Annotated in this window: 19 protein-coding genes; 11 read left to right on the top strand and 8 right to left on the bottom strand. The window is 51.0% G+C overall.

The window, feature by feature from the left end:
* The first annotated feature begins 46 nt into the window (after nt 1-46).
* The 5 genes from ABEA66_RS20445 (at nt 47) to pyrE (ending at nt 7,380) form a co-directional block, all read left to right on the top strand.
* Nucleotides 47-1,333, top strand: coding sequence for a dihydroorotase (locus ABEA66_RS20445; RefSeq protein WP_345590315.1), 1,287 nt, complete (start codon nt 47-49; stop codon nt 1,331-1,333).
* Nucleotides 1,334-1,450: 117 nt separating this feature from the next.
* On the top strand, nt 1,451-2,638 hold the full coding sequence (locus ABEA66_RS20440; protein WP_345590313.1) for a carbamoyl phosphate synthase small subunit: 1,188 nt from the start codon (nt 1,451-1,453) through the stop codon (nt 2,636-2,638).
* The gene (gene carB / locus ABEA66_RS20435) at nt 2,625-5,840 is read left to right on the top strand and encodes a carbamoyl-phosphate synthase large subunit (RefSeq protein ID WP_079910458.1); all 3,216 of its coding nucleotides are present in this window, start codon (nt 2,625-2,627) and stop codon (nt 5,838-5,840) included. The genes ABEA66_RS20440 and carB overlap by 14 nt, the downstream gene beginning before the upstream one ends.
* Nucleotides 5,841-5,979: 139 nt before the next feature.
* Nucleotides 5,980-6,675 (top strand): orotidine-5'-phosphate decarboxylase, encoded by a 696-nt coding sequence (gene pyrF, locus ABEA66_RS20430; protein ID WP_345590558.1) that lies wholly within the window; start codon nt 5,980-5,982, stop codon nt 6,673-6,675.
* 42 nt (nt 6,676-6,717) lie between these two features.
* Nucleotides 6,718-7,380 (top strand): orotate phosphoribosyltransferase, encoded by a 663-nt coding sequence (gene pyrE / locus ABEA66_RS20425; RefSeq protein ID WP_345590309.1) that lies wholly within the window; start codon nt 6,718-6,720, stop codon nt 7,378-7,380.
* A gap of 152 nt (nt 7,381-7,532) precedes the next feature.
* Here pyrE and mtnB read toward each other — a convergent pair whose 3' ends face one another.
* The 7 genes from mtnB to ABEA66_RS20390 form a co-directional block, all read right to left on the bottom strand.
* Complete coding sequence (mtnB, locus tag ABEA66_RS20420) at nt 7,533-8,174, bottom strand: methylthioribulose 1-phosphate dehydratase (protein WP_345590307.1); 642 nt, start codon at nt 8,172-8,174, stop codon at nt 7,533-7,535.
* A complete protein-coding gene (locus ABEA66_RS20415) occupies nt 8,171-8,833 on the bottom strand; it encodes a 2-hydroxy-3-keto-5-methylthiopentenyl-1-phosphate phosphatase (protein WP_345590305.1) in 663 nt (220 codons plus the stop codon). Before ABEA66_RS20415 ends, mtnB begins: the two co-directional genes overlap by 4 nt.
* Nucleotides 8,830-10,107, bottom strand: coding sequence for a 2,3-diketo-5-methylthiopentyl-1-phosphate enolase (locus ABEA66_RS20410; RefSeq protein ID WP_345590303.1), 1,278 nt, complete (start codon nt 10,105-10,107; stop codon nt 8,830-8,832). Before ABEA66_RS20410 ends, ABEA66_RS20415 begins: the two co-directional genes overlap by 4 nt.
* Before the next feature lie 15 nt (nt 10,108-10,122).
* Nucleotides 10,123-10,989 carry a pyrroline-5-carboxylate reductase gene (gene proC, locus ABEA66_RS20405; RefSeq protein ID WP_345590301.1) on the bottom strand — a complete coding sequence of 289 codons (867 nt, stop codon included), beginning with the start codon at nt 10,987-10,989 and terminating at the stop codon, nt 10,123-10,125.
* 37 nt (nt 10,990-11,026) lie between these two features.
* Nucleotides 11,027-12,295: a glutamate-5-semialdehyde dehydrogenase gene (locus ABEA66_RS20400; protein ID WP_345590299.1), complete on the bottom strand. Its 1,269-nt coding sequence runs from the start codon at nt 12,293-12,295 to the stop codon at nt 11,027-11,029.
* 41 nt (nt 12,296-12,336) lie between these two features.
* On the bottom strand, nt 12,337-13,452 hold the full coding sequence (gene proB / locus ABEA66_RS20395; RefSeq protein ID WP_345590556.1) for a glutamate 5-kinase: 1,116 nt from the start codon (nt 13,450-13,452) through the stop codon (nt 12,337-12,339).
* 363 nt (nt 13,453-13,815) lie between these two features.
* Complete coding sequence (locus ABEA66_RS20390) at nt 13,816-15,018, bottom strand: pyridoxal phosphate-dependent aminotransferase (protein WP_345590297.1); 1,203 nt, start codon at nt 15,016-15,018, stop codon at nt 13,816-13,818.
* 202 nt (nt 15,019-15,220) lie between these two features.
* On the opposite strand from ABEA66_RS20390, the gene ABEA66_RS20385 reads away from it, so the two are divergent.
* From ABEA66_RS20385 to ABEA66_RS20370, 4 genes are all read left to right on the top strand, one after another.
* On the top strand, nt 15,221-16,009 hold the full coding sequence (locus ABEA66_RS20385; protein ID WP_345590295.1) for a class I SAM-dependent methyltransferase: 789 nt from the start codon (nt 15,221-15,223) through the stop codon (nt 16,007-16,009).
* A 61-nt stretch (nt 16,010-16,070) separates the two neighbouring features.
* Nucleotides 16,071-16,868 carry a carbon-nitrogen family hydrolase gene (locus ABEA66_RS20380; RefSeq protein ID WP_345590293.1) on the top strand — a complete coding sequence of 266 codons (798 nt, stop codon included), beginning with the start codon at nt 16,071-16,073 and terminating at the stop codon, nt 16,866-16,868.
* Nucleotides 16,869-16,988: 120 nt separating this feature from the next.
* On the top strand, nt 16,989-17,498 hold the full coding sequence (locus ABEA66_RS20375; RefSeq protein ID WP_345590291.1) for a GNAT family N-acetyltransferase: 510 nt from the start codon (nt 16,989-16,991) through the stop codon (nt 17,496-17,498).
* On the top strand, nt 17,495-18,025 hold the full coding sequence (locus ABEA66_RS20370; RefSeq protein WP_345590289.1) for a GrpB family protein: 531 nt from the start codon (nt 17,495-17,497) through the stop codon (nt 18,023-18,025). The genes ABEA66_RS20375 and ABEA66_RS20370 overlap by 4 nt, the downstream gene beginning before the upstream one ends.
* 32 nt (nt 18,026-18,057) lie before the next feature.
* Here ABEA66_RS20370 and ABEA66_RS20365 read toward each other — a convergent pair whose 3' ends face one another.
* A complete protein-coding gene (locus ABEA66_RS20365) occupies nt 18,058-18,960 on the bottom strand; it encodes a LysR family transcriptional regulator (protein ID WP_345590287.1) in 903 nt (300 codons plus the stop codon).
* A gap of 473 nt (nt 18,961-19,433) precedes the next feature.
* On the opposite strand from ABEA66_RS20365, the gene leuC reads away from it, so the two are divergent.
* Entirely contained in the window at nt 19,434-20,852 is a 1,419-nt protein-coding gene (gene leuC, locus ABEA66_RS20360; RefSeq protein WP_079910638.1) for a 3-isopropylmalate dehydratase large subunit, read from the top strand.
* Between the two features lie 30 nt (nt 20,853-20,882).
* Nucleotides 20,883-21,488, top strand: coding sequence for a 3-isopropylmalate dehydratase small subunit (leuD, locus tag ABEA66_RS20355; protein ID WP_079910446.1), 606 nt, complete (start codon nt 20,883-20,885; stop codon nt 21,486-21,488).
* Nucleotides 21,489-21,585: the final 97 nt, after the last annotated feature.

Raw genomic sequence — 21,585 nt, 5'->3', positions numbered from 1 at the left:
ATTACTGGACACACTATAGGTACTTACGAAATACAGGGAGGGCATTATGGGAATCTGGATCTTGAACGCTCAAGTCGTTGCTTCCGGTAACGAGCTGGTAAAACAACATATTTTAGTGGAAGGCAATATCATAGAGAAGATCGTTGACGCCGCCGGCGGTCAACCCGATACAGCAGGACACACAGTGATCGATGCGGCTGGTAAGCTGGTTACTCCAGGCTTGATCGATATGCACGTTCACCTTCGTGAGCCTGGCTTCGAACATAAGGAAACCATAGCCTCAGGTACCCGTTCTGCGGCTCGCGGCGGCTATACGACGATTGCCTGCATGCCGAATACTCGTCCGGTAATCGATACGGTGGAGACTGTCAACTATGTGCTGGACAAGGCTGCAACAGAAGGCGTCGTCCGCGTCCTGCCCTACGGCTGCATTACCAAAAACGAGCTCGGCCGCGAGCTGACGGATTTCGAGGCGCTTAAAAAGGCGGGAGTTATCGGTTATACAGACGACGGTGTGGGCGTACAAAGCGCTCAAATGATGAAGGATGCAATGGCGAAGGCCGCTTCTATCGGAATGCCGGTTATCGCTCATTGCGAGGATAATACCCTGGTAGAAGGCGCTTGGGTAAGCGAAGGAGCGTTCTCCAAAAAGCACGGCCTCAAAGGCATCCCTAATGAGTCGGAAGCCATCCACGTCGGCCGCGATGTGCTCTTGGCGGAAGCGACAGGCGTACACTACCATGTGTGCCACGTAAGTACGGAGCAATCGGTTCGCTTGATCCGCCATGCAAAGCAGTTCGGCATCAAGGTGACTGCTGAAGTATGCCCTCACCATCTGCTGCTGTCGGATGAAGATATCCCAGGCATGGACGCCAACTGGAAGATGAATCCTCCGCTGCGTACACCGAGAGATGTTCAAGCGTGTATCGAAGGCTTGCTGGACGGCACGATTGACATTATCGTAACCGACCATGCACCTCACAGCGAAGAGGAAAAAGCCCGCGGCGTCGATCTGGCACCGTTCGGCATTGTAGGCTTCGAGACAGCCTTCCCGCTTCTGTACACCAAATTCGTAGCGACAGGCGAATGGACCTTGCAGTTCCTGGTAGAGAAAATGACGTCCCTTCCGGCACAAGTATTCGGATTGCCTTACGGAACGCTTGAGGTCGGCAAAGAAGCGGATATCGCGATCATTGATCTGGAGACGGAAAAAGAGGTTAGCCCCGAGGAGTTCGCTTCCAAAGGCCGCAACACACCGTTTACCGGCTGGAAGCTGAAAGGCTGGCCGACCTTGACCATGTTCGGAGGCAAGGTAGTTTATACTGAAGCGTAAGCTGAACGGCTGTTGAAAAGATGTTGGAATGGAGGCTTGCCGCCTCCGGTACTTAAAGATTCATATCGTTCACTTTTAACATATAAGGTTCTTTACACTGAGAAGGAGTTGAAGACGATGCAGGCAAGATTGATATTGGAAGACGGTACGATTTTTACCGGGAAAGCATTTGGCAGTGAAGGCGAATCGACAGGTGAGGTCGTTTTTAATACAGGGATTACAGGCTACCAAGAGGTTCTTTCGGACCCTTCGTATTGCGGACAAATCGTTACGATGACCTACCCGCTGATCGGCAACTACGGAATTACACGCGATGATTTCGAATCTATCCGCCCATTCGTTCACGGCTTCGTCGTACGCGAGCATGAAACGGTTCCTAGTAACTGGAGAGCGGAATATTCCGTCGATAGTCTGTTGAAGGAATATGGCATTATCGGAATCAGCGGCGTGGACACACGGATGCTGACCCGCCTTATCCGCCACCATGGGGTTATGAAGGGCTTGCTTACTACTTCCAATAAATCGGCTGCCGAGCTGCTTGAGCAGCTGAAAGCAACTCCGCTGATGACGGACCAAGTGGCTCGCGTATCTACGAAGAGCGTATTCAGCTGCCCGGGTTCTAAAGAACGCGTAGTGGTAGTCGACTTCGGCGCAAAGAGCGGAATCATTCGTGATCTGACTAGCCGAGGCTGCGACGTCGTTGTTGTGCCGCAAGATACTACAGCGGATCAAATCCGCCGGCTGGCACCGGACGGCATTATGCTGTCCAATGGCCCTGGGGACCCGAAAGACGTTCCTCATGCGGCGAAAATGATTTCCGAAATTCTCGGCGAGTTCCCTATCTTCGGCATCTGCCTTGGACACCAATTGCTTGCATTGGCTTGCGGCGCGGATACGGAAAAGCTGAAATTCGGTCATCGCGGCGGCAACCATCCGGTTAAGGATCTCAGTACAAATCGCTGCTACATTACATCTCAGAACCATGGCTATACGGTTAAGGAAGAATCCATCGCCAATACGGAGCTGGAAGTAACACATATCAACAACAACGATCATACTATCGAGGGCTTGAAGCATAAGAAGCATCCTGCCTTCTCGGTACAGTACCATCCGGAAGCGGCACCTGGTCCATATGACTCCAGCTACTTGTTCGATGATTTCGTAGCTATGATTCGTGACTTTAAGGAAGCGAAACCTAAAGTGCCGAGACAAGCGCAAATTTCGGCTGCTTCCAAGCTAGGCGCTCAACCTGCGGGCTCTGCTGCCCCTGCATCGAAAGGAGAACTGCACTATGCCAAAAAATAATAGCTTGAAAAAAATACTCGTTATCGGTTCCGGTCCTATCGTTATCGGTCAAGCGGCAGAGTTCGACTATGCCGGCACACAAGCCTGCCAAGCCTTGAAGGAAGAGGGAATGGAAGTCGTTCTGATCAACAGCAACCCGGCTACGATCATGACCGATACCAACATGGCGGACAAAGTCTACATCGAGCCTATTACACTGGACTTCGTAACTCAAATCATTCGTCAAGAGCGTCCTGACGGTTTGCTGCCTACGCTTGGCGGCCAAACCGGCTTGAATATGGCGGTAGAATTGGCGCGTGCAGGTGTGCTTGAGCGTGAGAACGTGAAGCTGCTCGGTACTCAGCTGACAGCTATCGAAAAAGCGGAGGACCGCGACTTGTTCCGCGATTTAATGAGAGAGCTGGAACAACCGGTTCCAGATAGCACGATCGTAACGACCGTACAAGAGGCAGTTGATTTCGCCAACGAAATCGGGTACCCGATTATCGTCCGTCCGGCTTATACATTGGGCGGTACAGGCGGCGGTATTTGCGCCAACGAAGAGGAGCTGCTGGAGACGGTAGCATCCGGTATTCGCTATAGCCCGATCGGACAATGCTTGATCGAGAAGAGCATCGCCGGCATGAAGGAAGTCGAGTACGAGGTTATGCGCGACGCCAACGATAACTGTATCGTGGTATGTAACATGGAAAACTTCGATCCGGTGGGCGTGCATACGGGCGATAGTATCGTTGTGGCACCAAGCCAAACGCTGTCCGACCGTGAGTATCAAATGCTCCGCTCCGCTTCACTCAAAATTATTCGCGCCTTGAACATCGAAGGCGGATGTAACGTGCAATTCGCGCTGGATCCATTCAGCTATCAATATTATGTTATCGAGGTGAATCCTCGTGTAAGCCGCTCCTCGGCGCTTGCATCCAAAGCAACCGGCTATCCGATTGCCAAGATGGCTGCCAAAATCGCTATCGGCTACACCTTGGATGAAATCATGAACCCAGTAACGGGTCAGACTTACGCTTGCTTCGAGCCGACTCTTGATTACATCGTATCGAAAATTCCTCGCTGGCCGTTCGATAAATTTACAGCGGCAAACCGCAAGCTGGGTACGCAAATGAAAGCGACCGGGGAGGTTATGGCTATCGGCCGTACCTTCGAGGAATCGATACACAAAGCGATCCGATCCCTTGAAATCGGCGTTCACCGTCTGTATTTGAAAGAAACGGACCTGCTGGACAAGGAAACACTGGAAGCGCGTCTTGTTAAGCCGGACGACGAGCGTATGTTCCTGATTGCGGAAGCATTCCGCCGCGGTTACACGCTTCAGCAAGTTCAAGACTTGACCAAGATCGACTGGTGGTTCTTGAGCAAGCTGGAAGGACTCATTCAATTCGAAGAGCAGCTGGCTCAGCCTGAATTGACGCAGGAGCTGCTGTATGAAGCCAAGCGCAAAGGCTTTACTGACCGTGCAATTGCCGAAATTCGCAGCAATGCGGATAAAGGGCTGAACTTCACTCAAGAAGCCGACATTCGTGCTTATCGTCTGAGCTTCAATCTGAAGCCGGTTTACAAAATGGTAGATACTTGCGCGGCTGAATTCGAGGCTACAACACCTTACTACTACTCGACTTACGAGACAGAGGATGAAGTGAAGGAAACCTCGAAGCCTAAGGTTGTCGTTCTGGGCTCCGGTCCTATCCGTATCGGACAGGGGATTGAGTTTGACTACTCCACCGTACATGCCGTATGGGCAATTCAAGCGGCAGGGTATGAAGCGGTCATTATTAACAACAACCCGGAGACCGTATCGACAGACTTTAACACTTCCGACCGTCTCTACTTCGAACCGCTGTTCTTCGAAGATGTAATGAACGTTATCGAACGCGAGAATCCAATCGGGGTTATCGTACAATTCGGTGGTCAGACAGCAATCAACCTCGCGGCTCCACTTGCCAAAGCAGGCGTGAAGATCCTGGGTACCGATCTGGAAAACATCGATGCGGCAGAAGACCGCAAGAAGTTCGAAGCGCTGCTGCGCGGCTTGAACATCGCACAGCCTCCAGGCGGCACCGTAACATCGGTTGACCAGGCTGTAGGTATGGCTTCCAAATTCGGATATCCGGTGCTCGTTCGTCCATCCTACGTATTGGGCGGCCGCGCGATGGAAATCGTATATTCCGACCAGGATCTCCTGAACTACATGGAATATGCTGTGAAAATCAATCCGGAGCATCCGGTGTTGATCGACCGTTATATGCTGGGTAAAGAGGTTGAGGTTGACGCGATCTGCGATAAAGAAACCGTCTTGATCCCTGGTATTATGGAACATGTTGAGAGAGCAGGCGTTCACTCCGGTGACTCCATCGCAGTGTATCCGCCGCAATCGATCTCGGAAGAAATCAAGCAGCAAATTATCGATATTACAACGAAAATTGCAAGAGGCTTGCAAGTCGTCGGTCTGGTTAACATTCAGTTCGTCATCTATCAAGACCAAGCCTACGTTATCGAAGTGAATCCGCGTTCTTCCAGAACGGTTCCATTCTTGAGCAAGGTAACGAAGATTCCGATGGCCAACCTGGCAACTCGCGTCATTATGGGCGAAAAGCTTGCCGATCTAGGCTACCAAACCGGCTTATGGCCTGAAGATGAGTATGTATCTGTGAAAGTTCCTGTATTCTCCTTCGCTAAGCTGCGCCGGGTAGATACAACCCTCGGACCTGAGATGAAGTCTACAGGGGAAGTTATGGGACGCGATCATACTTTCGCGAAAGCTCTTTATAAAGGCTTGATTGGCTCCGGAATGAAAATCCCGCCAACCGGCGCTATCATTGCAACCGTAGCGGACAAAGATAAAGAAGAAGCCATTGAGATTTTGACCGGCTTCTACAAGCTGGGTTACAAAATCGTGGCTACAGGCGGCACCGCCAAAGCGCTTGAAGAAGCGGGTCTGCATGTAACGCGTGTGAACAAGCTGAGCGAAGGCTCTCCGAACATTCTGGATTTGATCCGCAATGGCGAAGCACACTTTGTCGTCAACACGTTGACGAAAGGCAAAACGCCTGAACGCGACGGGTTCCGTATCCGCCGTGAAGCGGTTGAGAACGGGATAGTCTGCATGACCTCTCTCGATACGGTAAGAGCGCTGTGGCATATGCTCGAAGCGATCAACTTCCAATCCAGACCGATGCCTGCGCATCACGCATAAATATAATGAAATGATTAGCACAGTGCTCCAGTCACCATGAGGGATGCTGTGCTAATCCCTTGATTAGGCGTCTATAGGCGTCAAAACCAATCGGGAGGCAATTGACGTGCAAGTACAAACGAATGTAGCGGAGAGAATAATGGTTGCGCTGGATTATCCAGGCGCGGCGGAGGCCCGGCAATTGATCGAGGCTTTGAAAGGAATCCCGTGCTATATGAAAGTAGGAATGCAGCTGTTTTATAGCGCTGGACCTGAATTCGTAACCAGCTTGAAGGAGCAGGGCTATAAGGTGTTTCTCGATGTGAAAATGCACGACATTCCCAATACGGTCAAAGGCGGCTCTGAGAGTGTGACAAGGCTGGGAGTCGACATGTTCAACGTCCATGCAGCCGGAGGCAAGCAAATGATGGAGGCGGCTCTTGAAGGCGTAGACAAGGCATTAGGTTCAGGCCATACAACCAAGCCTATCGTGATTGGAGTCACCCAGCTGACCAGCACCAGCCTCACGGTCATGAATGAAGAAATCGGCATTTCAGGCAGTGTGGAGGAGGCTGTGCTTCGATATGCACGGCTGGCTCAAAGCGCAGGGCTTCATGGAGTCGTTGCTTCTCCTTTAGAGGTGATTAGGATTAAAGAAGCATGCGGCAGCGGCTTTATAACCGTAACACCGGGAATACGTCCTGCCGGCGCAGATATGGGCGACCAGACGCGTGTAATGACCCCGCCAGAGGCTTTTGAGCAAGGAACGGACTACATTGTTATCGGTAGACCCATAACGGCTGCAAAAGACCCTAGAGCTGCATTGGAAGCGATCATTCAATCTGTCAGCCAATAAGAATGAATCCATGAATAACCGTCAAAAAGGAGACCTATCTCAATGAGCGCAAATACTATCAAAACGAATACATTACTGGCAGAGCAAATCGCCGATGCTCTTCTCCGCATTCAAGCGGTAACGCTTCGTCCGAATCAGCCGTTCACCTGGGCATCGGGTATGAAATCCCCGATTTATTGCGACAACCGTTTAACGATTTCCTATCCGGAGATTCGCGAGCTGATCGCCGAAGGCTTCATTGCCTTAATCCGTGACAACTTCCCGGATGTCGAAGTGATTGCCGGAGCAGCTACTGGAGGGATTCCGCATGCGGCATGGGTTGCACAAAAGCTGAACCTGCCTATGGTCTACGTAAGGGATAAAGCCAAAGGCCATGGCAAAGAAAACTTGATCGAAGGCGTGATTCGTCCAGGTCAAAAGACGGTCGTTATCGAGGATCTGATTTCTACCGGCGGCAGCTCGCTGAAGGTTGCCCTTGCTGTTAACGAAGCGGGAGCACACACGCAAGGCGTACTGGGGATCTTCTCCTATCAGTTCGAGAAAGCGAAAGAAGCGTTTGAAGGCGCCGGAGTTCCTTTCGAAACGTTGAGCAACTATACGACTTTGGTGGATGTGGCTTTAAGACAAGGCAGCATTCAACAGCAGGATCTTGAGCTCTTGAAGGCATGGCGCTTAAATCCGAGCGAGTATGGGAAACAGGCGTAAAATCCATACATTAAGAAAAACCAAACCTGCAATCTGCTGCCCTAAATGGCAGCGGGTTGAAGGTTTTTTTGTCGTTTCTGGAAAATGATGAGGAGATGCAAAAAAAGCGGCTCATCTCCCAAAAGGGCGAAGCCGCTTATTTTGATAGCATATTATTTTTTCAAAAGCTCCCAACGGTACACGTATTCGAATAAAAATTCGAAGGCTTCCAGGTTCCGCTTCGCCTCGAATGCATTGGCTCCCCATGCATAAATCCCATGCTTCCGCAGCATGATGCCCGGAACACGGGGGACGATAGCATCTTGAACCAGCTCGGCGATTTTAGGAATATCGGCATAGTTAGGAAGGATCGGCACTTCGATCTTCGCGTCTTCCTCCCAGATGTTGAACGCTTTGATAAGCTCTACACCTTCCACGGGAATGGATTTACGCTCCCAGAACAGCTCGGACACCAGGTTATTAAATACGGTATGAACGTGAAAAATAGCTCCGCAGCCGGTCGCTTTATAAATCTCGCAGTGGATCAGCGTCTCTGCGGACGGCTTAAGTCCCGTTGCATCGGTTGGCTGTCCTTTTTCATTTACAAGCAAAAAGTCCGACGGGGTATTAACAGATTTATCTTTACCGCTCGCGGTAATGGCGAAAGTAAAGTTATCCGGAGCAAAATCGCCTACACGGATAGACAGGTTACCGCTTGTAGCCGGAAACCACCCTTTTGCCGCCAAAATTGTTTTGACTTCCTTCAGCTCGGCAAACGCCTGCTGCTTTTCTTCCAATTTCAAGATACCGCTCACTTTCCTTTCAACTCCTCCAGCTGCTTGATAATATCATGAAAATCTTGAAATGCATAATAATTCAGTCCTAAATCCCGGCATAAGTCAATGAGGATCGAGCGGGCAAATACCGTATCGACCAGCTTGGCTCCCTCAAAGTCAGTGACACTGTCCCCGATCAGAATACGGTGGTATTCGTCTGGTGAATATTTGCGGATAATCGCTGTTTTGCACATTCCGCAATCATTATGGCACTGGTCATCGCAGGCATGAGGCCATAAAATTTCAATATGGCTTCCGCTAAAGTCGCTGCCGTTGCAGTAGATATGATCCGTAGGGATCGAGAAGGAGGACAGAACCGGATAGACGAAAAAATCAATGCCCCCGCTGGTAACATAAAACTCGATGCCCTGCTGCTTGCAGTAGTCAAGCAGCTCTTTAAATCCGGGACGAATAACGACGTTGTTGATGGCATAATCGACAACCTCCTGTTTGCGGGAGGTCGGCAGCAAGGCGAACATTTTACCGACACCTTCGCGAATCGAGATCGATTTGGAGAGAACCTGCTCTACCAGCTGATCCCAGCCTGGCGGCTGAAAATGCTTCATGATGGCGACGATATTGTCGTTAACGGTGATGGTGCCGTCAAAATCGCAAAAGATGATCGTTTTATTGCTCATTCTTTAATCCCCCAGGCGTCGATGGCGGCTTGAAGCTCGGGATGGTTCTCCGCATATTGTCTAAGCGGAATTCCGGCTTGGCAGGCGGCTATTGCTTGACGGAAGGCTCGTCCTCCGGCGATAGTTCCCATAGGATGGCCATGAATGCCTCCTCCGGCGTTCACGATCACTTGCTCGCCGAAATCTCTCAGAATGAGAGGCACCAGACCGGGATGGATTCCGGCAGAGGGGACAGGGAAGCTGGTCTTTAAGCTTAATGCACCATTCGAAGAAGAAGCTTCAGAGCTGTATACATAGTCGGATGCTTGCTGAGTGAGCAGCACTTCCTTGATAGCCATATTCTCCTCACGCGGCATGACAACCGATCCGTATGGAGAAGGGAACAGCACAAGGTCGGCTCCTGCCAGACGCATTAGCTTGCCTAAGAGCACGTTTGCAGCAATACCATAATGCGGCGACGGATAAAAAGCCCCTGCCATAGCGGGATGAGCCATAATCGGTACTTTAATGTCCGGATGGCGGCTCAGCTCGCTTAACACATCGAAGCCGTAAGAGAGCACATTGAACAGCAGTGCATTAGCCCCTGCGTCAATAGCTTTCCGCGCTTGATCCAGCAGGCTGAACGTAGGTCCGGTCAGGTTCGTTGCGTAGAGCAGCTTTTGACCGGTTTCGCTTTCTGCTTGTTTGGCAGCTTGAATGCAGGCTTCCACACGCTTTTCAATCGGCGTTAGCGGGTTTTCGAACAAAATTTCGTCATCCTTCACAAGATCGACACCGCTTGCCGCCTGCAAATAAAATTGCTCGCGAAGGGTAGATAAATCGTGACCGATTACGGATTTGAAAATGCTCATTAATAAAGGCCGATCGTGGACACCAAGGAGATCACGAACACCCTGCAGGCCGAATTTAGGACCCGGAAAAGCGGACAGGAAAGCTTCGGAGAAGGACAGGTCGATCAGCTTGATACGGCCGTCCATCGAAAGCTTGCCGAACACGGTTACGAGCAAGGCAGGGATGTCCCGGCTGAAATTGGCATCCGGATAAGCAATGGAGATGTCCGCATAGCGCTCCGATAACGGAGCGTTCGCCCCGGGCTCATGGACCTGGACGTCGATGACTTTTCCAAGATGACGCTCCATTTCGGCTTTTTTGGCTTCGGGCAGGTCCGTCCAGCTGCCGACGGTAAGGCCGACAGCAATCCCTTGCGCTTTTTTTGCGAAATCCGCTTTTTCATCATAGCAGCGGTATGTTGCAACACAGTAAGAATTGGACATGAGGCACACCTACTTTTATTTAGATTGAACGGCTGCAGCCTGAGAGGTTATAGCTTCTCCCAGCTCACCTGCACGCTCAGCGGCGCGCAGCACGGCCTTGGCCACTCCTGAAGAAAAATCGTACTGATCGAGCATCTCAATCGCAGCTTGTGTCGTACCGTTAGGGGAAGTGACCTTGCGGCGCAAATCGGCAGGTTCTTCACCGGTGAGCTTAACCATATTGGCTGCGCCCAAGACTGTCTGAACCGTAAGCTCTCTTGCCGCTTCTGGGGATAGACCTCCCCGGATGCCTCCTTCGATCATGGCTTCCATCATATAGTAAATATAAGCGGGCCCGCTTCCGGATACTCCCGTTACGATATCGAGCTTAGACTCCTCGACGACGGAGACGATACCTGTCGATGCGAACATATCGATCGCCAGCTGCTGCTGCTCTTTCGTCACCTGGGAAGAGAAGCTGATTCCTGTAGCGCCCAGCCCGATCGAGCTGGAGGTATTGGGCATGGTGCGGGCAATAGGTTGACCGGCAGAGCCCAAAATGGCTTCTATCGTTGCAATGGAAAGACCAGCAATGACAGAGACAAGCAGCTGGGAGCGGTTGAGCAGAGGAGCCAGCGCCTTCAGGCCTTCAATGGCATCCTTAGGCTTGAAAGCGACCACGACAACGTCCGCTTCCGAAGTTACCCGGTCTTTGTCTGTAAGTTCAGTAACATAGCTGACTCCGTAGCTTTCGTGAAGCTTCTGAAGGCGCTCCGTATCCTGCCGGTTTATCATGGTGATGCGGGAAGCATCGGCGTCCTTCTGGGAGGTGAGACCGCGAACAATCGCTTCCGCCATAGAGCCTGCACCTACAAAGGTAATTTTAGCGTTGGATAATGACATAGGGAAAGTCTCCTTTTATTAAGGAAGTTAGTAATGATTAGCCGCGAATTTGTCCGCTGCCCTGGATACAGTATTTGCTGGAGGTCAGCTCAGGAAGCCCCATAGGACCGCGTGCATGAAGCTTTTGCGTGCTGATGCCGATCTCCGCTCCGAAGCCGAACTCGAATCCGTCGGTGAATCGGGTTGAAGCATTATGGTAGACAGCGGCGGCGTCTACCTCCTGGAGGAAGCGGGACGCGTGCTCTGCGTTCTCCGTCACGATACATTCGGAATGCTTCGTTCCGTGCAATTGAATATGCTCCAGCGCTTCATCTAGATTACGAACGACGCGAACATTGAGAATATAGTCGTTGTATTCGGTATCCCAATCCTCATCCGAAGCCGCCCTCATACCGGAAACGATCCGCCTTGCGGAATCGCTGCCCCGAAGCTCTACCTTGCTGTTGGCGAATTGCTCCGCAATGGAGGCCAGGTGCTTCTCCGCAAAGCTCTCATGGACAAGCAAGGTTTCCATGGAGTTGCACACGGAAGGGCGCTGTACTTTGGCATTTAGGGCAATATTTAACGCCATATCATATTGTGCGGTTTCGTCTATATAAGTATGACAAATGCCGGCTCCGGTTTCAATGACAGGCACTGTCGCGTTCTTGACGACGTTTTGAATGAGGGAAGCGCCGCCGCGAGGGATCAGCACATCAAGCAGGCCGTTCAGCTTAAGCATTTCGTCAACCGAGGAACGGTTCGGATCGAGAATGAGCTGAATGGCGTCCGCTGGGACATCCGAGCGTTGAAGCGCTTCGTGCATGATCTCAACAATCCGCTTATTGGAATGCAAGGCTGCAGAGCCGCCGCGCAGTACGACGGCATTGCCGGTCTTAAGGCAGAGGCCTGCGGCATCTACGGTAACGTTCGGGCGGGCTTCATAGATGATGCCGATGACGCCGAGAGGAACGCGGATTTTACGAATATGCAGACCATTAGGACGGGTGAATTCATCCAAGACGCTGCCGATAGGATCATCCAGCTCGACGACCTCGCGCAAGCCTTGTGCAATCCCTTCTATTCTCTGCACGTTGAGAGCAATGCGGTCAAGCAGTGACTCGCTGGTTCCGTTAGCTCTGCCTTCACGCAAATCCACCGCATTGGCTTCGATAATGGACGGGGCTTCGGCTACAAGCGCGTCCGCCATTAAAAGCAAGGCGCGGTTTTTCTGCTCTGTTGTTAATATGCTTAGCTTTGGTGCGGCTTGTTTGGCCAGAGTCGCTTTCTGAACGACTTCACTTGCAGTTGCGGATTGAGTTGACATAGTGTTTCCTCCTTATTTATAAAAGTTCATTTTAGGGAAAGTCAGATTTGTTTATGGACGGTCAGCGTGATCCATTCGTCGCGGTGGATTACTTCCATCCGGTGAACCTCGATCCGTTTTTGTACTTCATCGGTGCTAAGACCGGCTACAGCCTGCAGCTGCCAGCTGGCATAGTTGACGACTCCCCGGCCGATCGTTTGCTGCTCGAGATTCACCACCTCCACGACGTCACCCGGGTGGAAGTCCCCGGATACTTCCTTCACACCGGCGGGAAGCAAGCTTTTGCCTCCGATGACAAGCGCGGTCTCTGCTCCCTCATCCACAGTTATGCGTCCCTGCGGCATGGAATGAAACCCGAGCCACTGCTTCTTCATCGGCAGATTATGCTCGCTGGTGACGAAATACGTTCCCTTGCCTTCCTCTTGGATGGCAGCCGCCAGATCGCCTTCGTCCGTGACACGTCCGATAAATACCGGTACGCCACCTCGCATGGCGATTCGTGCCGCTTCGATTTTGGAGCGCATGCCGCCTGTACCGACGGAGGAGCCGGAGCCGCCGGCAATCCGATAGATGTCCTCGCCGATTTCGGTAACGCGATCGAATCTTCTGGCATTCGGGTTGCTGCGGGGATTATCGCTGTACAGACCGTCAATGTCTGTAATGATGACCAACTGGCGGGCACGGACCAGATTCGCTACCAGGGCGGAGAGCATATCGTTGTCCCCGAATTTCAGCTCGTCGACAACTACGGTATCGTTCTCGTTAATGATAGGAATGATGCGATGACGAAGCAGCTCTTCAATGGTCATTGAAGCATTATGGATCCGCTGGCGATTGGAGAAATCAGACCGCGTGAGCAAAATTTGCGCGACTCCGATGCCGTGCGCTGCGAACGCCTCATGATAGGCTTGCATCAGCAGCGCTTGGCCTACCGACGCAGACGCCTGCTTCTCGTGCAGCACCTTCGGCCGGCTTATGTATCCCATCTCGCGAAACCCTGCGGCGACAGCGCCTGAGGTAACGAGCAGTACCTGATAGCCTTGAGCATGAAGCCGCGCCAACTCGGCGGAGAAAAATACGATTTTACTGCGGTTGAGACCTCCTTCGTCGGACGTTAGAGAGCTGCTCCCGATTTTAATGACGATGGTTTGCTGCATGGAATGAATCACTTCTTTCTACCTGAATAAATAATCAAGTGATCAACAACGCTGGAAAAGATAAGAACACAAAAAGCTCCCGTCCTCTAAGGACGGAAGCTTGTCACTTCCGCGGTACCACCTTAATTGATGATAAACATCCAGCTCTGATAGCCTTCTTAACGGCAAGGACAACAGCCGTCCAACTCATCGTTGGCCGTTCCGGGGCGGGTTCGGATAGTGTTCGCGGTAAATTCTCTCAGCCGGTGGAATTTACTCTCTGAGCGCGAAGGGACTTCTTACTATTCCCATCATCACGTTTTTTACTATTCCTTATAGCATAGCATGCTGCAGACCGATTTGTAAAGGTTCGTCCGCTTCCGCTCAGCCGAACAGATTCAGCCTTGCAACACGTTCTACCGCTTCCTGCAGCCGAGCCTCCGGAGTCAGCAAGCCCAGCCGCACGTAGCCTTCGCCGCTTTCGCCGAATCCGATCCCGGGGGCGACGACTATTTTGGCTTCCTCCAGCAGCAGATCGGCAAGAGAAGCGGACGTATGACCCTTCGGTACAGGGAGCCAGGTGAAAAAAGAGCCTTGTGAGCGAGGGGCTTTCCAGCCAATGGCATCCAGTGCCGTATAAAGAGCGTCTCTGCGCCCTTGGTACATGGCAAGAAGATCGCTGACGCAGTCCTGCGGACCCGTCAAAGCGGCAGCAGCGGCTTCTTGAATGCCGCCGAACAGGCTGCAGTAATAATGATCCTGGATCAGGTTGATCAGGCGGACGATTTTCTTATTCCCCAGCGCGAAGCCGACCCGCCAGCCTGCCATATTATAGGTTTTGGAGAGCGTGTAGAACTCGACTCCGACTTCTTTGGCCCCTGGCAGCTGCAGGAAGCTTATCGGCTTCTGCCCGTCGAAGCCTAGTGCGCCGTAGGCGAAGTCGCTTGCAACGACGATTCCGTGTTTGGCCGCAAAGCGGATCGTTTCCTCGTAAAAGGAAGCCGGTGCGTTCACGGCGGTCGGATTATTAGGATAATTGATGAACATCAGCTTGGCCTTGTTCAAATCATCGGCTGGGATGGAGCTGTAATCTGGAAGGAAGGCATTGGATTCGCGAAGCGGCATGAAGGACATGCGCGCTCCGGAGAGAGCGACGCCCGACCAGTAATCAGGGTAGCCCGGGTCCGGCACCAGGCATACATCGCCTGGGTTCAGCAGGCATTGGCTGATTTCGACGAGTCCGGTTTTCCCGCCGAACAGGATCGCTACTTCCGTTTCCGGATCAAGGTCCACTCCGTAATCCTCTTTGTACCGCTGAGCGACGGCCTGCTTTAAAAACAAGAAGCCGTTAAAAGGAGGATAGCGGTGATAAAGCGGATTTTCCGCCGCTTCCTGCAGCTTTTTTACTATATGGGGCGGAGTAGGCTGATCGGGATTGCCTTGTCCGAGATTGATGACATCATGTCCTGCGGCTATTTGCAAATTAGCTTTTCCAACCAGCTTGGCGAAAAATTGTGTAGGCAGCTCCTGCATACGTAGAGCGGGCTGAATGGTAAAGCCGGAAATGTTGGATGAAGAAGCACTCATCTATGGTCACACTCCATGTATTTTTCTGTAGTATAGTCGTTCTACCGAACTAGCATTAATGTATCACGAATCCAAATGCATGTATACAACTCCGATCGGTTCCCTTTCATATTAAGGAGAACCGTGGTAGAATAAGGATATTGGTTTCATTATATAGTATAGAGTTTCATTTGACGGGACAATGGTGAAGGGGGAATAGTGTATGCCGATGAATTTTCACGATCCAGAGCAACGTTCCATGTATACAGGGCGAAAGGCTGACATCAGCTGGGAACAGCTAATGAATGAAGAAGTCAATGTAAAGGGATTTCAAGCTGCGGATATCGGATGCGGTGGAGGCATTTATTCCCAAGCCCTTGTGAGATTGGGTGCCGCATCGGTGATCGGCATCGATTTCTCTATGGCTATGCTGGAAGCAGCGGCTGTTCAATGTGCAGCACATCCCGAAATTCGATTCCAGCTGGGGAAGGCGTGGGAGACTGGGCTCGGGGATGAATCGGTAGAACTGATATTGGAGCGGGCGCTGATCCATCATTTATCGCCCGAGGAGCTGTCGGATGCCTTTCAAGAAGCGTACCGTATCCTGAAGGGAGATGGTACGCTGGTGGTTCAGGACCGAACGCCCGACGATTGCTTGCTTGAGGGCAGCAGAGATCATTTGCGCGGCTATTGGTTCGAGATGTTTCCCAGGTTATCAGATAGGGAGGTTAGCCGAAGATACCGTTCGGAACAAGTTGGGCGAGCCTTGGCATCGGCAGGCTTCACGGAGATCAGGGAGCTTAAGCTATGGGAGTTAAGACGCGCCTATCTACATTTCTCCGATTATTGTGACGATATAAGGAGGCGCACGGGGCGCTCCATCCTGCATGAATTGACGGACGAGGAACTGGTAACTCTCACGCGGTATATTCAGGACATGACCGGTTATCAAGACGGCGAGCCCGTTGAAGAACGGGACCTCTGGACGGTATGGATAGCCGGGAAGCATTGAAGTTCAACCCTTCTTCGACTATGATAGAGGGTAACAGATATGATAAAGGGTGAAGGATGCTATGACACAAAAACGCTGGAACGTTGCACTTCTACAAATGGATGTCGCTATTGGCGAACCGGAGAAAAATTTCGCCAAGCTGGAAACGATGCTTAGTGAAGCTGTAGAAGGCGAGCCTAAGCCGGATGTAATTATTTTTCCTGAAATGTGGAATACCGGCTACGCATTGGAGCAAATTCATGAGCTTGCGGACCCTAATGGAGAGCAGACGGCAGCATTGCTGTCGGAATTCAGCCGCAAGCACGGTGTAAATATTATCGGGGGATCTATTGCCGAGAAAAAGGGCGATGACATCTTTAATACCATCTATGCCTTTGACCGCGAAGGGAAACCGGTTGCGGACTATTCCAAAATTCACTTGTTCCGTTTGATGGACGAGGAAAAATATTTGAAGGAAGGCGGACGTATCGGGCAGCTTCAGTTGGATGGGGTACCTGCCGGCATGATGATCTGCTATGATATTCGTTTTCCGGAGCTGAGCCGCAAGCTGGCGCTTGGAGGAGCACAAATCTTGTTCGTGCCTGCAGAATGGCCTAACCCGCGCCTGCATCACTGGCGTACGTTGTTAACCGCGAGAGCGATCGAGAATCAAATGTTCGTCGTTTCGTGCAATCGTGTCGGAATTAGCGGGACAACCGAATTTTTTGGCCACTCGATGGTCATAGATCCATGGGGCGAGATTCTGGTCGAAGGCGGCGAATCGGAGGCGGTTCTGCGCGCAGAAATCGATCTGGAGCTTGTCAGCCAGGTCCGCAATAAAATTCCGGTGTTCGAGGACCGTCGTCCAGCCCTATATTAATACCTTGTCATTAAGCAGCCGCAAGGCTGCTTTTTCTATTATAGTTAAAGTATCCCGTGGATTTCATGCCATCTTGCTGTAATGTAGATATGAAATGATTCTACTCGGGGTGAGGATACAATGCTGAACTTGCAGCTGCAGCCTGTTTCTTATGAAGAGAAATCCGTTTTGCGGCATATTATGGAGCTCTATCAATATGATATGAGCGAATTTGAAGATAACGTGGATGTGAATTCGCATGGGCTGTACGATTACAAATACATCGATAACTACTGGACAGAGGAAGGACGCTTCGCCTTTTTCGTTAAGGTTGATGGCAAAATGGCTGGCTTTGCGCTGATTCGCGAGCACGAGCCGCTAGCGGACGGGACGCCGAGCTACTCTGTGGCTGAATTCTTCATTATGCGTGCTTATCGGAAAAAGGGGATCGGATTCCGGGCCGCGCAGCAGATCTTCGCCCATTTTCAAGGAAAATGGAGCCTGTCGTATTTGCCGAGAAATACCGTGTCGGAGAAATTTTGGAGAAAAGTGATTGGCAGCTGCTCCCGGGGGGAACGGACGGAGACGATCTTCAGAGGGCTTCCGACATTCGAGTTTTTCACCGGAGATTTCAGGAGGAGTCATCCATGAGGAAAACGGTAATTCAAGAGTGGACTCCGGAATGGGCCGTGCAATATTCCCAAATGGCGGAGATTCTACAGAGAATGTTTGCCGAAGAACTGGTTCGTATTCATCACATTGGCAGCACCTCCATTCCGCCTATCGGCTATGCGAAGCCGATCATTGATATTCTGATTGAAGTCAGGAATCTAGAGAACGTAAGTTTGTTGAATGAAGCTATGCTGGCTGCAGGATTTGAGCCGAAAGGGGAGAACGGGATACCCGGTCGGAGGTATTTTGCAAAAGGCAGGGAGCAAAGAACGCATCACGTTCATGTGTTTGAAGCAGGTCACGCTGCCATCGCGGCCCTTTTGGAGTTTAAGGCTTATATGATGAACCACCCCCAAGAGGCAGCGGAATATGGACAGCTGAAGCTGAAGCTCATGAAGCAATTTCCTGAGAGCGTTCATCTATATCAGGACGGCAAGCAAGCCATGCTGAACAGCCTTGTTCAGAAAGCCTCCATTTGGGCGGCAGAGCAGCGTAAAAACCGTTAATCTCTAATCAGATTCAATGGGCAGCCTGTACTTTATTGCTGGTTGACAACTTCCTTGAAGGTGTCCATGAAAGCTTCTACGGCTTTGGACATGTAACGGCCTTTACGGTAAGCAATAACCAGCGTTCGTGTCGGATGGTGGGACAAGGACAAATAAGCCGGTGCCATGTCGCTCCATGCGCTCCGCGTAATCATGTGAGGGACGAAAGCAATGCCCATGCCCGCGCCGACCAGCGACTGTACGGTTTCGATATTGCTGCTTTCAAACACAATGTTCGGGGTGAAGCCGGCATTAAGGCATAATTCTATGGCGATTTGCCGGAAGCCCTGCCCTTTTTTTAACGCGATAAAAGGCTCGTTCGCCAGCTCTTCAATCTGAACGGTTGGATGGGCGCCTTGGGTTGCCTGGGCAAGCCGATGATGCCGGGGCAGCGCAAGCATGATCTCCTCTTCAATCAGCGGCTCATAGGCCAGGGATTCGTCCATTAACGGGAGAGAGAGCAGGCTGATGTCGATTTGACCGCTGGCGGTGAGATGCTCCAGATTGGCAGTCGTTTCCTCGACCAGCATGATTTCTATTTCCGGGTATCGTGCCTGGAACACGGGAAGAACGAGGGGCAGGACATGAGCGCCCGTTATCGGAAGGCTGCCAACGACCAGCTTGCCCTTGCGCATCTGCGAGATATCCTCCATCTCCCGCTTCAGCTGCTCGACCATGTCGAGGATAGCTTGAGCCTTTTCAACGAATAAGGATCCGGCATAGGTTACCTCGACGGAGTTCGTGGTCCGCTGAAACAACAGGATACCGATTTCTTTTTCCAGTTTCGATAGCTGCTGGCTCAGGGATGGCTGGGCGATATGCAGTTTTTCTGCGGCGCGGGAGAAGTTTTTGTCTATAGCGATTTGCAGCGCATATTGAAGCTGTCTTAATTCCATAGGGAAATACTCCTTTGTGTAATTGATAGTTAATACCTATCAAACATAATTATATTATAGTTGAATACTCCCGCTGATTCAAAGTGATCTTGGGGGTTGCAAATAGATGGGAATCTAGAACTCTTTTAAACAAGCTGCATAAGATATTAGCATCCCATATGATTCACTCCTCAACCTCCCTTTTCGGAGGTCTTTTTTTTGGTCCAAAGAAGGGCTGCCTATTAAAAATGGGGTTTTCCGCGGATAGTAGAAAAAGAGTCCGGCACCTACATAAGCTTCATGCTTCCTTTCTCGATTAATCCATGAAAGGAGCAATCCTAGCTTGTCGAGGTTTCTAGTTGCATTGGGGGATTGAATTATAAGTTTATCCTATCAAGCTTATAGATATTATATCTTGGAACAATGAATAAAGAAATGCTAAACTAAGTGGCATAGATGAATTGATTCGCATTCATGACAATGAGGTGAAACTGATGGCAAAAACAATGTTCGAGAAAATTTGGGACAATCACGTAATTCATCAGGAAGCAGGCAAACCTAGCATTATCTATATCGACCTGCAGCTGGTGCACGAAGTAACGTCTCCGCAAGCTTTTGAAGGGCTTCGCTTGTCCGGCCGCAAAGTGCGCCGTCCGGATTTGACTTTCGCAACGATGGACCACAACGTTCCTACCAAAGACCGTTACAATATTACGGATCCTATCTCCAAGCAGCAAATCGACACATTGTCGCAGAACTGTAAGGATTTCGGCGTAACGCTGTTTGACCTGGACAGCATCGATCAAGGCGTTGTTCACGTTATGGGTCCTGAGCTTGGCTTGACTCATCCTGGTAAGACCATCGTGTGCGGCGACAGCCACACTTCCACTCACGGTGCTTTCGGTGCTTTGGCATTTGGTATCGGTACCAGTGAAGTGGAGCACGTTCTGGCTACTCAATGCTTGCAGCAATCGAAAGCCAAAACGCTGGAAGTTCGCATCAACGGCAAGCTGAACCCTGGTATTACCGCTAAAGACTTGATCTTGGGCGTTATTGCCAAATACGGTACGGACTTTGCTACCGGCTATGTTATCGAGTATACAGGCGAAGCGATCCGCAACCTGTCGATGGAAGAGCGCATGACAGTATGTAACATGTCCATCGAAGCTGGTGCAAGAGCAGGCTTGATCGCACCAGACGAAACCACTTTCAATTACCTGCGCGGACGTGAATACGTTCCTCAAGGCGCTGCTTTCGACGCAGCAGTAGAACAGTGGAAGCAGCTGACTACCGATGAAGGCGCCGTATACGATCGTGTGGTAGAATTCGACGCGGACAGCCTGATTCCGCAAGTAACCTGGGGAACCAGCCCTGGTATGGGTACGGATATTACAGCGCTTGTACCGGATCCTCAAAGCTTCGCAACAGAGAACGAACGTAAAGCCGCTGAAAAAGCGATCGAATATATGGGCATCACTCCAGGTACTCCGATGACGGACTTGGCTGTTGATTATGTATTTATCGGTTCCTGTACGAACGGCCGCATCGAGGACCTTCGCGCTGCTGCCAAAGTAGCTCAAGGACATAAAGTATCCCCGAATGTGACTGCAATCGTAGTTCCGGGCTCCGGACGCGTTAAAATTCAAGCGGAAAAAGAAGGCTTGGATAAAATCTTCACCGAAGCTGGCTTCGAGTGGCGCGATGCGGGCTGCAGCATGTGCTTGGCGATGAACCCGGACGTATTGAAACCAGGTCAACGCTGCGCATCGACATCCAACCGTAACTTTGAAGGCCGCCAAGGCCGCGACGGACGTACGCACCTGGTATCCCCGGCTATGGCCGCTGCCGCAGCAATCAAAGGACATTTCTATGATGTTCGCAAGTGGGATTTCAAAGTGAAGCAAGAAGCTTAATTCAATTTATTTGAGTGAGGAGATAACGACATGGAAGCTTTTAGCAAGCATACAGGCCTCGTAGGTCCGGTTGACCGCGTAAACGTAGATACAGATGCGATTATTCCTAAGCAATTTTTGAAACGGATTGAACGTTCCGGGTTCGGACAATTTCTATTCTTTGAATGGCGTTTTGACAAGCAAGGTGAGGTTATTAAGGAATTCTCCTTGAACCAGCCTCGTTACCAGGGTGCTTCCGTATTGATCTCCCGTGCCAACTTCGGCTGCGGATCTTCCCGTGAGCACGCTCCTTGGGCAATCCAGGATTACGGATTCAAAGTTATCATTGCTCCGTCTTATGCGGACATTTTCTACAACAACTGCTTCAAAAACGGCATCCTTCCGATCAAGCTGAGTGAGGAGCAAGTGGAAGAGCTGTTCCAACGCACGGCTAAGACTGAAGGCTACAAGCTGACAGTGGATCTGGAAAACAAAAAAATTACGGACGACCAAGGTCTGAGCATTGATTTTGACCTGGATGAGCACCGTCGTCAATTCCTGCTGCAAGGCTTGGATGACATCGGCTTGACTCTTCAGCACGCAGATGCAATCGCTGCTTATGAAGAAGCTCATAAAGCACGTCTTGCATATAAATAAGAACGAATCCTTTATAACGGTTTTTGCTCCCATGGGGCAAAAACCGTTTTTTTATTAAAGAGCTCCCGCAAAGCATTTCCAACCAGCTTCGAAGGCA

The organism is Paenibacillus vulneris, from assembly GCF_039543185.1.
GTDB classification, from domain to species: domain Bacteria; phylum Bacillota; class Bacilli; order Paenibacillales; family NBRC-103111; genus Paenibacillus_S; species Paenibacillus_S vulneris.
The sequence above is the reverse complement of the archived record's forward strand: the minus strand, read 5'-3'. Positions and strand labels throughout refer to the sequence as shown.

What these genes read in the sequence shown, in the direction of transcription:
- ABEA66_RS20445 (WP_345590315.1), top strand. Translation starts at nt 47, where the DNA reads ATGGGAATCTGGATCTTGAACGCTCAAGTCGTTGCTTCCGGTAACGAG.
- ABEA66_RS20440 (WP_345590313.1), top strand. Translation starts at nt 1,451, where the DNA reads ATGCAGGCAAGATTGATATTGGAAGACGGTACGATTTTTACCGGGAAA.
- carB (WP_079910458.1), top strand. Translation starts at nt 2,625, where the DNA reads ATGCCAAAAAATAATAGCTTGAAAAAAATACTCGTTATCGGTTCCGGT.
- pyrF (WP_345590558.1), top strand. Translation starts at nt 5,980, where the DNA reads ATGGTTGCGCTGGATTATCCAGGCGCGGCGGAGGCCCGGCAATTGATC.
- pyrE (WP_345590309.1), top strand. Translation starts at nt 6,718, where the DNA reads ATGAGCGCAAATACTATCAAAACGAATACATTACTGGCAGAGCAAATC.
- ABEA66_RS20415 (WP_345590305.1), bottom strand. Translation starts at nt 8,833, where the DNA reads ATGAGCAATAAAACGATCATCTTTTGCGATTTTGACGGCACCATCACC.
- ABEA66_RS20410 (WP_345590303.1), bottom strand. Translation starts at nt 10,107, where the DNA reads ATGTCCAATTCTTACTGTGTTGCAACATACCGCTGCTATGATGAAAAA.
- proC (WP_345590301.1), bottom strand. Translation starts at nt 10,989, where the DNA reads ATGTCATTATCCAACGCTAAAATTACCTTTGTAGGTGCAGGCTCTATG.
- ABEA66_RS20400 (WP_345590299.1), bottom strand. Translation starts at nt 12,295, where the DNA reads ATGTCAACTCAATCCGCAACTGCAAGTGAAGTCGTTCAGAAAGCGACT.
- proB (WP_345590556.1), bottom strand. Translation starts at nt 13,452, where the DNA reads ATGCAGCAAACCATCGTCATTAAAATCGGGAGCAGCTCTCTAACGTCC.
- ABEA66_RS20390 (WP_345590297.1), bottom strand. Translation starts at nt 15,018, where the DNA reads ATGAGTGCTTCTTCATCCAACATTTCCGGCTTTACCATTCAGCCCGCT.
- ABEA66_RS20385 (WP_345590295.1), top strand. Translation starts at nt 15,221, where the DNA reads ATGCCGATGAATTTTCACGATCCAGAGCAACGTTCCATGTATACAGGG.
- ABEA66_RS20380 (WP_345590293.1), top strand. Translation starts at nt 16,071, where the DNA reads ATGACACAAAAACGCTGGAACGTTGCACTTCTACAAATGGATGTCGCT.
- ABEA66_RS20375 (WP_345590291.1), top strand. Translation starts at nt 16,989, where the DNA reads ATGCTGAACTTGCAGCTGCAGCCTGTTTCTTATGAAGAGAAATCCGTT.
- ABEA66_RS20370 (WP_345590289.1), top strand. Translation starts at nt 17,495, where the DNA reads ATGAGGAAAACGGTAATTCAAGAGTGGACTCCGGAATGGGCCGTGCAA.
- ABEA66_RS20365 (WP_345590287.1), bottom strand. Translation starts at nt 18,960, where the DNA reads ATGGAATTAAGACAGCTTCAATATGCGCTGCAAATCGCTATAGACAAA.
- leuC (WP_079910638.1), top strand. Translation starts at nt 19,434, where the DNA reads ATGGCAAAAACAATGTTCGAGAAAATTTGGGACAATCACGTAATTCAT.
- leuD (WP_079910446.1), top strand. Translation starts at nt 20,883, where the DNA reads ATGGAAGCTTTTAGCAAGCATACAGGCCTCGTAGGTCCGGTTGACCGC.